Source organism: Citricoccus sp. NPDC055426, from assembly GCF_040677445.1.
Lineage (GTDB): Bacteria > Actinomycetota > Actinomycetes > Actinomycetales > Micrococcaceae > Citricoccus.
In genome coordinates this window covers 141,318-154,025 of record NZ_JBFARZ010000007.1, presented here as the reverse complement: position 1 = coordinate 154,025, position 12,708 = coordinate 141,318, and the positions used below count along the sequence as shown (strand labels likewise).

Genomic DNA, 12,708 nt, shown 5'->3' with positions numbered 1-12,708 from the left:
GACAATAACTACAAACGCAGTGCCCAATCGTACAGACAGGGGGTTTGAGCATGATTATCCTGAGTGTCTCCGAAGCGAGGAAGTCCTTCGCGGATGTTGTCGAGCAGGCTAAGTCCGAGGCTGTTTTCATAGAGAAGCGGGGCGTGACGGAGGCCGTGGTGATCAGCCGTGCGCGGTACGAGTCCTTGATGGAAGCGTCCGAGGAGGCTGAGGATCTCGCCGCTTTCGACGAGGTGATGGCCGAGGAGGGGGAGAACATCCCCTGGGATCAGGTCAAGGCTGACCTCGGCTGGACCTGACCTCGGTGGTCTATCAGATCGAGCTCACTGCAGCAGCGCTGCGGGCTTTGAAGCGGATCGACCGGCAAGACCACGCCAGGATCCGAGGGGCGATATCTCTTCTGGCGACCGATCCCCGCCCCCCAGGCGCCACGCCCCTGAAGGGTCGTGACGGATGGCGTGTCAGGGTCGGCAACTATCGAATCATCTACACCGTTCAGAACGACCGGCTGATCGTGGTGGTGGTGGCCATCGGGCATCGAAAAGACGTCTACGAGAAGTAGGGGTGACCGCCACCAGCAAGGTGCCGTGAGACTGCCGCGCCTCGGCTCAGTTCCTGGGCGCTGCGTTCGTGCTCCCGAGTCTCCAGCAGGGTGAGCCGCCCGCCGGTCTGCTCCGCGACGTAGGCGGCGATCGTCTCGGCCTGCGTGAGGTTTCCCAGCTGGAGGAGGCCGGCGTCGCCGTCGTGCAGGTATTGGGCCATCAGGTCCACACAGGTGCGTGCCAGGTCCAGACCGCTTTCGCCGCCGGCGGACTCGGCTACTTCATGGGTGGAGCTCGCGGAATGGGTACCTCTATCGGCCGACGGTGATTGGCCGACGTGGGATCTTGTGGAATGGTTCACCGGCATGGGCTCGTCAGATCGATGGGTCTTGGAGAGTGACTCTTGGAGGGGCAATGAAGACGATTGCGAAGCGCGTTGCGGGGGCTGCTTTGGCCGTGGGATTGCTTGGTGGTTCGGGTCTTGTCACGGCGGGGCCTGCGACAGCCGAACGGCATTATTACAAGAAGGCAGAAGCGCCGAATCAGCAGGTTTGCACCATGTTGCATGCGGCGCATTATGTGGCGGTGAGGCAATCCGGGGCGCGGATCACGAGCAGGACGCGTTGCCTTCCCGATAATCCTGGTGGGACCAGATGGGTCGGTTGGATCTTCTACGCAAAGTAGGGCTGAACGTACCGCGTTCTGGACCAGGCCAACGCCATGACGCCCGCCGCGAGTGCACTCGTGGCCAACGGTGACGCCGTGGAACGCGGGTGCAGGCCCACTGCGACCAGTGGTCTGCTGCAGTGGAGACGCGCAGTGTGCCCCAGGACGAGCTCGCCGGAAGGACCGGGTAGCCCAGGCGGCACCTCAGCCGGCCTGCTCGCCCCTCTGCAACGGGATCGTCTGCTCGTCCACACGGTCCGATGCAGACGTCAGGACGCCGCGCGCAGGCTCAGCTCCGGGATGCGGCGTTCGTTCTCGAGCAGTTCCAGCAGGTATTGGCCGTAGCCGGATTTGACGAGGGGTTCGGGGACGCGGCGGAGTTGGTCGTCGGTGAGGAAGCCGCGGCGCCAGGCGACCTCTTCGGGGGCGGAGACCTTCAGGCCTTGGCGTTTCTCCACGGTGCGGATGAAGTCGGAGGCGTCGGTGAGGTCGTCGAAGGTGCCGGTGTCCAGCCAGGCGGTGCCGCGGGGCAGGATGGAGACCTGGAGGCGTCCCTGCTCGAGGTAGGTGCGGTTGACGTCGGTGATCTCCAGCTCGCCGCGGGCGGAGGGCTTGAGGTCGCGGGCGATGTCGATGACGTCGTTGTCATAGAAGTACAGCCCGGGCACGGCGTAGGTGGACTTGGGGGCGGTGGGTTTCTCCTCGAGGGAGAGCACCCGGCCGTCCTCGTCGAACTCGACCACGCCGTAGGCGGAGGGGTTCTTGACCTGGTAGCCGAACACGGCGCCGCCGTCGAGGTCCTGGAATCGGGTGAGCTGGTCGCCCATGCCGGCCCCGTAGAACAGGTTGTCGCCGAGCACGAGGGCCACGGTGTCGGTGCCGATGTGGTGTTGGCCGAGCACGAAGGCCTGGGCGAGGCCGTCGGGGGAGGGCTGGACGGTGTAGCTCAGGTTGATGCCGAAGCGGGAGCCGTCCCCGAGGAGCCGGTGGAAGGCCTCGGCGTCGTGGGGTGTGGTGATGATCAGGATGTCCTGTATGCCGGCCAGGATCAGGGTGGACAGGGGGTAGTAGATCATCGGCTTGTCATAGACCGGGACCAGTTGCTTGGACACACCCAGGGTGATCGGGTGCAGTCGGGAGCCGGTGCCACCGGCCAGGATGATGCCCTTCATGGACTCGAACCTAGAGTCGCGGCGCGGCGCGGGTAAGGCGGGGGCCTACTCGTCCGGTACGTGGGCGGGACCTGATGGACGACGCCGGCCTCTCGCCTTCTGCCCGCGACCTGCACTTCACCGGGATTTCGGTTGAGGGCCGGAGCCGGCCGGGACAGGATTGAGCTCGGCCCCGTCAGTCCCTGCTCCCCGAGGAACCCCATGCCGAACAGCAACAAGCCGGTCAGATACCGCACCGAGTACGTCCGCCGGCGCAGCCGCGTCACCGGCGCCCAGATCGCGGCGGGCGTGGTGGTCGTGGCGGTGCTGGTGGGATTCTTCCTGGTGCTGATGAACCTGTAGCCCGTCCTGCCCCAGGAACGTCCGCCACAGGTGGAAGAATGAACGGCATCATGTCAGCAGACCAGCACACCGACCAATACACCGGCCACCGCACCGATCGCACCGCCGACCACCCCCAGGCCCCGGCTCCGAGGGACCGCCCCCGTCCCGGGCACAGTCCCACCGGGTCCTCCAGCACCACCGTGGCGCTGAAGCACACCGGACCGGCCGAGCGGGCCGCCGTCGTGGATCTGGCCGCCATCCGGCACAATGTGGCCGCCCTGCGCTCCTGGGTGCAGCCGTCCGCGCTGATGGCCGTGGTGAAGGCGGACGGCTACGGCCACGGCGCGGTGCCCGTGGCGCGCGCCGCCCTGGACGCCGGGGCCACCTGGCTGGGCGTGGCGCACGTCTCCGAGGCGCTCGACCTGCGCGAGGCCGGGATCTCCGCGCCCCTGCTGGCCTGGCTGCACACCCGGGACACCCCCTTCGGCCGCGCCGTGGAGGAGAACATCGACCTCGGGGCCTCCGGGTGGGAGCTCGAGCCCATCGCCGCTGCGGCCCAGCGCCTCGAGCGCCCCGCCCGCGTGCACCTGAAGATCGATACGGGGCTGGGCCGCAACGGCGCCACCCTGGAGGACTGGCCGCACGTGGTGGCCCGCGCCGCCGAGCTGCAGGAGTCCGGCCTGATCCGCGTGGTGGGGATCTTCTCCCACCTGGCCGTGGCGGACGAGGAGGAGCGCGAGGCCGAGACGGACGAACAGCTCGACGTCTTCCACGGTGCCGTGGAGACCGCCCGTGCCGCCGGACTCCACCCGGACGTGCGGCACATCGCCAACACCCCCGGCATCCTGGACCGCCCGGACTCCCACCTGGACCTGGTCCGCGCCGGCCTCGGCATCTACGGGCTCACCCCTTTCGCCGGCCGCCCCGCCTCCGACTTCGACCTACGGCCCGCCATGTCCGTCACCACCACGGTGGCGCAGAACAAGGCCGTCGGCCCCGGACACGGGGTCTCCTACGGCTACCGCTACCGCACGACGGCGGCCACGCGCCTCGCGCTGATACCCCTCGGTTACGGGGACGGGGTCCCGCGCACCGCGATCGCCGCCCCCGTCTCGATCGGCGGCCGGCGGTACGAGGTGGCCGGGAAGATCGCGATGGACCAGTTCGTGGTGGACCTGGAGACGATGGACGAGTCCGCGGCACCCGTGGGGGCCGGCGTGGAGCTGTTCGGGCCGAAGTCCGGGATCACCGCCGACGAATGGGCCTCCGCAGCCGGCACCATCAACTACGAGCTCGTCACCCGGATCGGCTCCCGCGTGCCGCGCATCCACGTGGACACCCAGCCCGGTGAGGACACCGGCGCCCCGACGGGCCCCGGCCGGTGAGCACTTTCACTTTGAGGGCAAAGCCACCGAGTTCGGGCCCCACCCCCTCCGTTTTGAGGGCAAAGCCACCGGGTGCGGGCTCTACCCCCTCCGTTTTGAGGGCAAAGTCACCGGGTGCGGGCCGAGCCGCGGGGGCCACCCCGTGAAGGACCTGACGGGGGCCGCCGGGCGACTGCCGGAGCCGGTGTGGCGTGTGGAGGTGACCCTGGACGGCACCGAAGCCACCCAGGCATGGGCCGCAGAGCTGGCCGCGGTGCTGCGGGCCGGCGACGTCCTGATCCTGACCGGGGAGCTAGGGGCCGGCAAGACCACCTTCACCCAGGGACTCGGAGCCGGGCTGGGCGTGCGCGAGGGCATCATCTCCCCGACCTTCGTGCTGTCCCGGATCCACCCCTCGGTGCGGGACGAGGGCGACGCCGACGATGGCGGCGCCGGTCCGGATCTGGTGCACGTGGACGCCTACCGGCTGGGCTCCGCCGGGGAGCTGATGGACCTGGACCTGGACGCCACCGTGGACCGCTCCGTGACCGTGGTCGAGTGGGGGAGGGGACTGGCCGAGGCTCTGGCCGGCTTCCCCGACGACCCGGACGCCTCCTGGCTGGACCTGGAACTGGTCCGTGCCGTGGGGTCTGTGGGGTCCGCACCGGCCGAGGCGGGCGGACCGGCCGAGCCCGGGGCCGGCGTCGTGCCCTTCATCACCGACTTCTCCGACGAGGACGGCACCGGAGCGGACGAGGTGCGCACCGCCGTCCTGCTGGCCTACGGGCCGCGCTGGGATGGCGTCGATGTCTCCGGGGTGGCCCCCGCAGATGACTGAACACTGGGGTCGCCGTCCACCATTCCCTGACCGCGGCTGCAGCCCTACCTCCAGCGCTGTCGCGTGCGTGGGCGGGCAGCCGGAATCGGGGGAGCCGGAACCGGATCGCCCACGGTGTTCTCAATCTCTCCGACGCCTTCGATCACGAGGCGCACTGAGTCGCCAGGCTGCAGTGGCGGCGGTGTGAGCCCGCCGTTTCGACCCCAGAGCTCTCCGAGGCAGCCGCCATTGCCCACCGTGCCCGAACCGAGGACGTCACCGGTGACCACCCGCGAGTTGCGGGAGGCGTAGGCCACCAGTTCGGGAAAGGGCCACCCCATATTCGACACCAAGTCCTCACCGACCAGATCGCCGTTGACGTAGGCCTCCGCTCGCACGGCGAGGAATCCATCCTCGTCGAGGTACTGGGTGAGTTCGTCGGCGGTCACGATCCATGGCCCCAACGTCATTCCGAAGTCCTTACCCTTCGCGGGGCCCAACCGCACCTGCATCTCACGGGCCTGCAGATCGCGCGCTGACCAGTCGTTCATGATGCAATACCCGAAGATGACTGACGCGCTCTGATCGACATCGAGGTTGGATTCGGGTGCCCCCGGGCCGCCGCCGATGACGGCCGCCAGCTCGAGCTCGAAATCGAGCCGGTCGGAGACCGGAGGCCTGATGACGGCGTCCGTTCCCGACATCGTATGGGGATTGGTGAAGTAGAACGTGGGTGCCTGATACCACTCGGCTGCCACGTCGCCCTTGCCCTCGACGCCCGCGCTCACGCCCTCGACATGCTCTTCGAAGGCCACGAAATCGCGAACCGTGCTCGGCTGCAGCGGGGCCAGGAGTTGGACCTGGCTCAGCGGGGTTCGAGGTTCATGGAGCACGCGGTCGAGCAGGATCCGCGCCCCGTCGATCCCCGACTCAAGCACTGAGGTGACGGTCGCACCGTCTGGGAACGGCACCACTGCGTCCTCGATCACGAAGCCCTCGCCGTGGGCTCCGTCGTGATGCGTCCATCGGGCTAGTCTCACGTTGTTCTCATTTCACTCTTGGTTCAGGGGCCGGATGGGTCAGGCGTGGCAGTCGAGGGATGCACCGTCGTTGTACTCGTACATGTCCTGCCACGCACTCGGCATGTCGACCTCCGTGCCGCGCAGCTCAGCGAGTGCGCGGTGCAGATTGCCGACGATGCGCTCTCGCTCAGGCCAGTTCGCGAACGGACCGAGATCGAGGCCACGGGCTGCTTCCAAGGGGCTGAGTCCGCGCTCGTTGGCATCTGCTGCTGCCTCGATGACGAACGAGAGATAGGAATGCACCGGCTCGAACAGTTCCGGTCCGCCGACCGGCCCGTGGCCCGGTACGACGGTGAGGGGATCGAGTGCGGCGAGTTCGTCGAGCACGTGCATCCAGCCACGCAGTGAGCCGGACAGCGCAAACGGAGTGCCGCCGTTGAAGACGAGGTCACCGGTGAACAGCACACGCTCCGTCGGCAGCCACACGAAGGCATCGCCGGAGGTGTGCGCTGTCATGCCAGGATGCCGGACTTTGATGGGGCGGTCGCCGGGAGCGATGGTGAGGGAATCGTCGAAGACGATGGTCGGGAGCCGGGGCTCGGCCGCGCCCTGGGTGAACGGCGTGAAGATATGAGGCGCCAGGGCATGCGGTGCGCGAAGCTCATCGGCCACACTCCGGTGGGCGATGATCTCCGCCTCGGGCAGCAGTGAGGCGCCGTTGCAGTGGTCCGGATGCGCGTGCGTCAGCACGACGCGGTGAACACGTCCACCCACGGTCCGATCGACTGCGTCGAGGTAGTCGCGGGTACGTCGCTCGGTGGAGGTGACGTCAACGCTCGTCAGGCCGTCGGGGCGTGCGATGAGCCCCATGTTGTTGATCATCCAGCCGCCGTCGGGCTGGATGTAGGCCCATACGTCCTTGGCAAGCTGCTGCAGCATCGGCTGGTTGGTCATAGTTCCACCTTCGTGAACTTCGGCAACGTGAGCAGGAGGACGGCGGCGATAGCCATCATGGAGGCGGCGATCACCAACGGGCTCGAATAGCTCCCCTGAGCGTCGAAGAGGAATCCAGCGACGACCGGACCCAGCGCGCTGCCGATCATGAAGACGCTGTAGACGAAGCTGTACAGCGAGGCGAAGGCCCGACGGTTGAAGTATCGCGAACTCAGGTAGCTCATGAGATCGATCTCCGCACCGAAGCCGATGCCGATCAGCAGCGCTGTCACGGGGGCCAATGCGGGGCCTCCCCAGAGCAGCAGGAGACAGCCGATCGCCGCGGCGATGAACATGGGCACGGCAACATGGGTGGCATAGAAGCGGTCGAAGAGCCAGCCGATGACCGGACGGGCGATCACGGTCCCGACGCCGATGAGTGAGGACAGCAAGGCCGCCTGCACCGGAGCGACCCCGGAATCGATGAGCAGGGGCACGAAGTGCGGCACCATCGTGAGCAGGGCCCAGCCGAGCAGGAAGAACGCGGCGCACAGTATCCAGAACTCGCGACGCTGCATCGCGTGGCGAATGTGTGCCGGCTTGGTGACCGCCGCGTCGAGGGATTCGGGGGATTCGAGGGGCTCGAGGGGTTGGGCGGCAGGGGCCGATGGTGAGTTGAGCCGCGCGAAGAAGACGAGCACGAAGGGCAGCGCCGCCAGGGCTGCCATCACCAGATAGGCACCCCGCCAGCCGGAGTCGGCGATGACGATGCCCATGAGCGGCGGAAGCAGCAGACCTGCTGAGCCAAGGCCTGCGGCCATGATGCCGAGCGCGATGCCGCGACGAGTGTCGAATTTCTCAACGATCGCCTTGGAGTACGTGACGGCCGAGGTGCCGGCCCCGAGCAGGCCCGCGACCGCGTAGAGCGTCAGGAACACTGCAAGACTCGACGTGAACAGGCCCAGCATCGCGAGTGTCATGACGAGCAAGGGGACCGAGACCAGGGTCACCCGCTTGACCCCGAATCGGTCCAGCAGTTTGCCGACGAACGGCAACGCGAAGGCGAGCCCGAGCGAACTGACGAGGCTGGCGAGGTTGATCTGGCCGCGGCCCCACCCGAATTCATCCTGGAGTGGCACCACGAGCGTGCCAAGGATGTACCCGAGGGAACTGAATCCGACGCCGGCGCCGATGGTCGAGAACAAGAGCGCGGGCCATCCCCGTCGGATCTCTCCTGTGGGAATCGGCCGCCGGGGCGTCTCAGTGACCATAGTCATGATCGATCTCGCTTTCCTTCTTCATTGAAATCGCATTGCTTGAGGCAAGGCACGAGATGATCGTCACATCAGACTAATATTCGTACAAGCGCTAAATTGAAATGGCGCATATCCATGAGACAGATATGGGAGGGATCATGGCGCGGTTCGACTTCAACCTGCTGCTTCCGCTTCACGTACTGCTGGACGAGCGCAGCGTGACTCGCGCTGCCAGCCGACTACACCTGAGCCAACCGGCGACGTCGGCTGCGTTGTCGCGACTTCGGCGGCACTATGACGACGAGCTGCTCGTCCGGGCAGGTCGCACGATGCAGCTCACGCCCTTCGCACGAGACCTTCTGCCTGCCGTGGTGCACGCGATGACGCAACTCAAGCCGGTCATCGACCGCAAGCTGACCTTCGACCCGTTGCAGAGTGAACGCCGATTCGTGATCGCCTCGACCGACTACATGACGGCGATCCTCGCCGGTCCTCTCCTCGAGACGTTCGCCCAGGAGGCGCCGGGCACATCCATCGACTTTGCGCCCCAGCCTTCCCGTGACGGGACACTCGGTGCGTTCGCCTCACTTGACCTCATTGTCGGCCCAGAAGGCTTCGGCATCCCCGGGAGATCGAGCGAGCTCTTCACCGATGACTTCGTGCTCATCGCATCGCCGGACAACGAGGTCCTGGCAGGCAGCTGCCCTTCCATCGATGACCTCGCCACGCTGCCGCACGCAGTGGCCTACCTCAACGATCCGGACCAGGACGCTATTCAGGATCTGCTCCGCAGAGCTGGGATCGACAACGCCGTCAGTGCTCGACTCTTCGGCCTCGCGACCCTTCCGCTGCTGGTGGCCGGCACTCAGATGGTGGCACTTGTTCCTCGGATGCTCGCGGCGAAAGCTTCACGAACGCTGGCGCTGTCCACCTTCGAATTGCCCGACGGCATGTCGATTCCGATGGCCGAGCACGTCTACTGGCATCCACGCGACGAAGACGACCCGGCGATCGAGTGGCTGCGAGGCGCACTCGAACGTACGGTGCCGATGCTGTCACGCACGCCGAGTGGGCCGACGCCGCGAAAGCTCCACCGCAAGCCGTGACGCGACGAGCTCGGCCATGCCGCCATCGACCAGGAACTCGTGGGTGGTGGCGAAGGGCGAAGCGTCAGAGGCTTCCCTCCCTACGGACGCTTGCCGGCGATGATGGTGCGGGCCTTGGCGAGGTGGGCTGAGGTGCACTTCCCGCCGTAGCCAGAGTAGTACGTGGTGTACGGGTCGAGCATGCCGGTCCGTTGTGCGCCCATCGCGTCGGCGATGCAGTCCGCCATGTGCTCGACCCCGCTGTGGTATTCGCTGGTGGGGATGCCGCTGCCGTTGTTCGGGTACGCCGTATCCATGCCGTTCACCAGGGCCTCGTAGTCGTACTTGTAGGCGCGGAACTGCAGGATGTGGCCGCACTCGTGGAGCTGGGTCGCCACGCTGGGACCGCTGTTGGCCGCATACAGGTCACCGAGCTCGATGGCCTCCTGGACGTCCAGCGCATCATCGTTGTCACCGACCAGGCTCAGCCGGTAGCTCGCGAAGCCGCCGCCGTAACCGGCGATCGTGGAGAGCGGGACGTCCCAGCACCACTTCGCCATGTTGTTGTTGGCGTGCTGGAGGTAGGTCTTCGGTTTCGGGTAGCGCTTGGCCGTGGTGCCCGGTTGGCCGGCGGTCAGGAAGTCGGAGTTCACCCAGCCCGTGGTGGTCCCGGACGTCACCTTCGTCATGGCTCCCTGGGCGGAGACCTTGGTGAGCGCGGCCTGGGCGGGCAGGGTCTTCAGCTTGCGGGACTCAAAGCTGTTGGACTGGTAGATCGACGTGGTGACCTTCAAATAGACCGCGGTGGGCTTCACCGGGGGCACATAGGGCTTGGGCGGGGTGACCGGCTGAGCCGGGGGCGTCCCACCGTTCTGATAGGTCTGCAGGGCGTAGAGGAACTTCGCGGACTCGCCACGGGTGATCGGCCGGCCGGGGCGGAAGGAACCGTCCGCGTAGCCGGTGATCATGCCGGTCTGCTGGAGCCAGGCCGCCGGCCCGAAGAAGTACCGGTGCCTCTGGTCCTGCATGTCCGAGTAAGGGCTGGTGGCCGGGGGCGTGTAGTCATCGATCCCGGCGGCCCGGAGCATGAACGTGGCCAGCTCGCCGCGGTTGATGTCCTGGCCGACCCCGAAGGTGCCGTCTGAGTAGCCCTGGGTGATGCCCTTTTCCCGGGCCCAGGAGACGGCGGTGAAGGCGAAGTGGCTGGGCTGGACGTCCGGGTAGTCGATGCTGGCGCCGGCCTGGTGGCTGTCGCCGGACATCCGGTACAGGAGGGTGATGGCCTCGCCGCGGTTGATGTCCTTGCCGACTCCGAAGGAGCCGTCCGAGTAGCCGTTGGTCAGGCCCGCGCAGGCCAGCCACGTGACCGCGAGGTAGAAGGTGTGGCGCGGGGCGACGTCGCTGAAGTCCACCAGACAGGGACTGCTGGCGGTCGGAGAGCTGCCCGCGTCATCGGTGCCGGGCGTCTTGTCCGGTCCGGCATCCGGTCCGGAGTCCGGGCCGCGGTCCTTGCCCGCGGTACCGGGGACGAGCGTGATCGGGTACGGATCCGAGCTGATGGAGACCTCCGGCCCCCGGTGGTTACCGGCGGGAGCGGCGGCGAGGGCTGCCGCGGGAAGGGAGACGGCCACGACGAGGGCGACAGCGGTGGAGGCCAGGGTGCGGACGAGGGCGCGAGGGCGGCGCCACAGCGGGGAATCGGGATGAGACGGCATGGCGGGGCACTGCTTTCTGCGAGTGACGACAGGGGGATGCCGAACGCCCCGCTGGACCGGGGACCATCATCTTGACACGCGCCGCCGATCCTGTCGGCTGTTCACCGGCGGGTGGCCCAGCCGGGGGTGACGTACCGCCGCGGACCGGCCATCTGAGTCTCACGAATTGACGGCGGATCCGGGGGAACTCGGGCAATTCGTGCGACTCAGTTGCCGGTGGTGGTGCCGGACTCCGCGGCCAGGATGAGGTCCCGGATGACCTCCATCTGGCCCAGGTGCTGGGCCAGCTCCGTGTGGACGTGCTGGAGGACGAAGCCCTGGGTCATCGGCCGAACAGTCGCCGGGGGCGACTTCCGCACCGGGGAAGCCGGCTCCACCTCCAGCAGGTCCGCGGCGAACTGCCGTTGCACTTCGCGGACCGCATGCAGCAGCGGCTCCACCGGTCCGCGGGCGGCGAACTCGGCGTCCCGGTCCCGGTGCGCCGCACGGCCCAGGATCACGTGGCCCACCCAGAAGGTCACCACGCCGTGGCAATGAGTGAGTAGGGCGAAGGGTGAGTTCGCCCCGTCCAGCGCGGGGTGCCGGTTGGCCCGCTCGTCCCCGAGGTCCTCGACGATGCGTGCCATCGAGTCCAGGGCGGCGTCGCAGAAGTGCTGGTACTCCTCCCGACCGATCATGCTGGTCCTCCGCCCCGGGCCGCCTGGATCGCCTCGAGGGCCCGCTGGGTGGCCCGGGTGACGTAATCCGCCGCCCGGGCGAAGGCGTCCTCGGTGTCCGCGGCGAGGTCCATCAGGCTGGCCGCCGCGACGATGCCGTACTGGGTCAATTGTTCCCGCGGCACGGTGATGTCCCCGGCCACGAGCGCGACCGGCACGCCCCGGTCCCGGGCCCGCCCGGCCGCGGCCAGGGGTGCCTTGCCGTGGGCCGAGCCGGCGTCCACCCGCCCCTCTCCGGTGACCAGCAGCTCGGCCTCGGCCAGGGCCGCGTCGAACCCCACCAGGTCCGCCACCAGGTCGAAGCCGCGTTCCAGCCGGGCGCCGGTGAAGGCCAGGAAGCCGGCCGCGAAACCTCCCGCGGCGCCGGCACCGGCCACGTTCACGTCCCGCCCGGAGGTCGAGGACAGCACAGCCGCCCAGTGCCTCAGGGCCTCATCGAGCCGGCGGACGGCGGCGGCGTCGGCACCCTTCTGCGGTCCGAAGACGCAGGCCGCGCCGTCGGGGCCGTAGAGGTGGTTGTCCACGTCGGTGGCGATCCGGAGGGCGACGCCGGCCAGTCGGGGATCCAGACGGCCCACCTCGAGGCGGGCGGCCTCGGACAGCACATCGATTCCGGGGCGGAGCGGGGTGCCGTCTCCGGAGTAGAGCGCCAGGCCCAGGGCCTGCAGGGCGCCGGCGCCGCCGTCGGTCATCGCGGAGCCGCCGAGACCGATCACGATCTGCGTGGCGCGCGCGTCCAGGGCCGCGGCGATGAGCTGCCCGGAGCCGTAGGAGTGGGAGTACAGGGCGGACTCGACGCTCGGTGTGGTCAGCAGCAGGCCGGAGGCCGCCGCCGTCTCGATCACGGCCGTGCCGCCCCGCAGGGCCCACCGGGCCTCCACCTCAGCTCCCCTCGGGCCGTTCACCCGGGTGCGCTGCTCGGTGAATCCGGCAGCGAGGGCCGCCTCGAGGGTGCCGTCGCCACCATCGGCGATGGGCAACAGGGCGATGTCCGCGTGGGGATGCGCCCGCCGCACTCCCTCGGCCATGGCGGCCGCGGCCTGGGCCGCGGTGAGGGTGCCCTTGAACTTGTCCGGGCTGATGAGGACCCTCACCG

At 68.1% G+C, this 12,708-nt stretch carries 14 protein-coding genes; 6 read left to right on the top strand and 8 right to left on the bottom strand.

Features of this window, described 5'->3' with window-relative positions:
* Positions 1-50 precede the first annotated feature (50 nt).
* Entirely contained in the window at positions 51-299 is a 249-nt protein-coding gene (locus tag AB0K08_RS11635) for a type II toxin-antitoxin system Phd/YefM family antitoxin (protein ID WP_363354572.1), read from the top strand.
* A gap of 5 nt (positions 300-304) precedes the next feature.
* Positions 305-562, top strand: coding sequence for a type II toxin-antitoxin system RelE/ParE family toxin (locus AB0K08_RS11630; protein WP_363354570.1), 258 nt, complete (start codon positions 305-307; stop codon positions 560-562).
* On the opposite strand, the gene AB0K08_RS11625 is transcribed toward AB0K08_RS11630, so the two are convergent.
* On the bottom strand, positions 550-762 hold the full coding sequence (locus tag AB0K08_RS11625) for a hypothetical protein (RefSeq protein ID WP_363354568.1): 213 nt from the start codon (positions 760-762) through the stop codon (positions 550-552). The genes AB0K08_RS11630 and AB0K08_RS11625 overlap by 13 nt on opposite strands.
* 715 nt (positions 763-1,477) lie before the next feature.
* Positions 1,478-2,380, bottom strand: coding sequence for a glucose-1-phosphate thymidylyltransferase RfbA (rfbA, locus tag AB0K08_RS11620; protein WP_363354566.1), 903 nt, complete (start codon positions 2,378-2,380; stop codon positions 1,478-1,480).
* 201 nt (positions 2,381-2,581) lie between these two features.
* Between rfbA and AB0K08_RS11615 the strand changes: the two genes are divergently transcribed.
* The 3 genes from AB0K08_RS11615 to tsaE all read left to right on the top strand — a co-directional run bounded on the left by AB0K08_RS11615 (position 2,582) and on the right by tsaE (position 4,906).
* Positions 2,582-2,722, top strand: a complete 141-nt coding sequence (locus AB0K08_RS11615; RefSeq protein WP_363354564.1) for a hypothetical protein — start codon at positions 2,582-2,584, stop codon at positions 2,720-2,722.
* 50 nt (positions 2,723-2,772) lie between these two features.
* Complete coding sequence (gene alr / locus AB0K08_RS11610; RefSeq protein ID WP_363354562.1) at positions 2,773-4,089, top strand: alanine racemase; 1,317 nt, start codon at positions 2,773-2,775, stop codon at positions 4,087-4,089.
* Between the two features lie 199 nt (positions 4,090-4,288).
* Entirely contained in the window at positions 4,289-4,906 is a 618-nt protein-coding gene (gene tsaE / locus AB0K08_RS11605; protein WP_363354636.1) for a tRNA (adenosine(37)-N6)-threonylcarbamoyltransferase complex ATPase subunit type 1 TsaE, read from the top strand.
* Between the two features lie 44 nt (positions 4,907-4,950).
* Here the strand turns inward: tsaE and AB0K08_RS11600 are convergent, their stop codons facing one another.
* From AB0K08_RS11600 to AB0K08_RS11590, 3 genes are all read right to left on the bottom strand, one after another.
* On the bottom strand, positions 4,951-5,874 hold the full coding sequence (locus AB0K08_RS11600; protein ID WP_363354560.1) for a fumarylacetoacetate hydrolase family protein: 924 nt from the start codon (positions 5,872-5,874) through the stop codon (positions 4,951-4,953).
* A gap of 90 nt (positions 5,875-5,964) precedes the next feature.
* Positions 5,965-6,861: an MBL fold metallo-hydrolase gene (locus tag AB0K08_RS11595; protein ID WP_363354558.1), complete on the bottom strand. Its 897-nt coding sequence runs from the start codon at positions 6,859-6,861 to the stop codon at positions 5,965-5,967.
* Positions 6,858-8,045, bottom strand: a complete 1,188-nt coding sequence (locus AB0K08_RS11590; RefSeq protein WP_363354556.1) for an MFS transporter — start codon at positions 8,043-8,045, stop codon at positions 6,858-6,860. Before AB0K08_RS11590 ends, AB0K08_RS11595 begins: the two co-directional genes overlap by 4 nt.
* Positions 8,046-8,254: 209 nt before the next feature.
* On the opposite strand from AB0K08_RS11590, the gene AB0K08_RS11585 reads away from it, so the two are divergent.
* Positions 8,255-9,202 (top strand): LysR family transcriptional regulator, encoded by a 948-nt coding sequence (locus tag AB0K08_RS11585; RefSeq protein ID WP_363354554.1) that lies wholly within the window; start codon positions 8,255-8,257, stop codon positions 9,200-9,202.
* A gap of 80 nt (positions 9,203-9,282) precedes the next feature.
* Here the strand turns inward: AB0K08_RS11585 and AB0K08_RS11580 are convergent, their stop codons facing one another.
* The 3 genes from AB0K08_RS11580 to AB0K08_RS11570 form a co-directional block, all read right to left on the bottom strand.
* Positions 9,283-10,896 (bottom strand): S-layer homology domain-containing protein, encoded by a 1,614-nt coding sequence (locus AB0K08_RS11580; RefSeq protein WP_363354552.1) that lies wholly within the window; start codon positions 10,894-10,896, stop codon positions 9,283-9,285.
* Positions 10,897-11,102: 206 nt separating this feature from the next.
* Positions 11,103-11,573: a DUF664 domain-containing protein gene (locus AB0K08_RS11575; protein WP_363354550.1), complete on the bottom strand. Its 471-nt coding sequence runs from the start codon at positions 11,571-11,573 to the stop codon at positions 11,103-11,105.
* Positions 11,570-12,706 (bottom strand): glycerate kinase, encoded by a 1,137-nt coding sequence (locus AB0K08_RS11570; protein ID WP_363354548.1) that lies wholly within the window; start codon positions 12,704-12,706, stop codon positions 11,570-11,572. Before AB0K08_RS11570 ends, AB0K08_RS11575 begins: the two co-directional genes overlap by 4 nt.
* Positions 12,707-12,708: the final 2 nt, after the last annotated feature.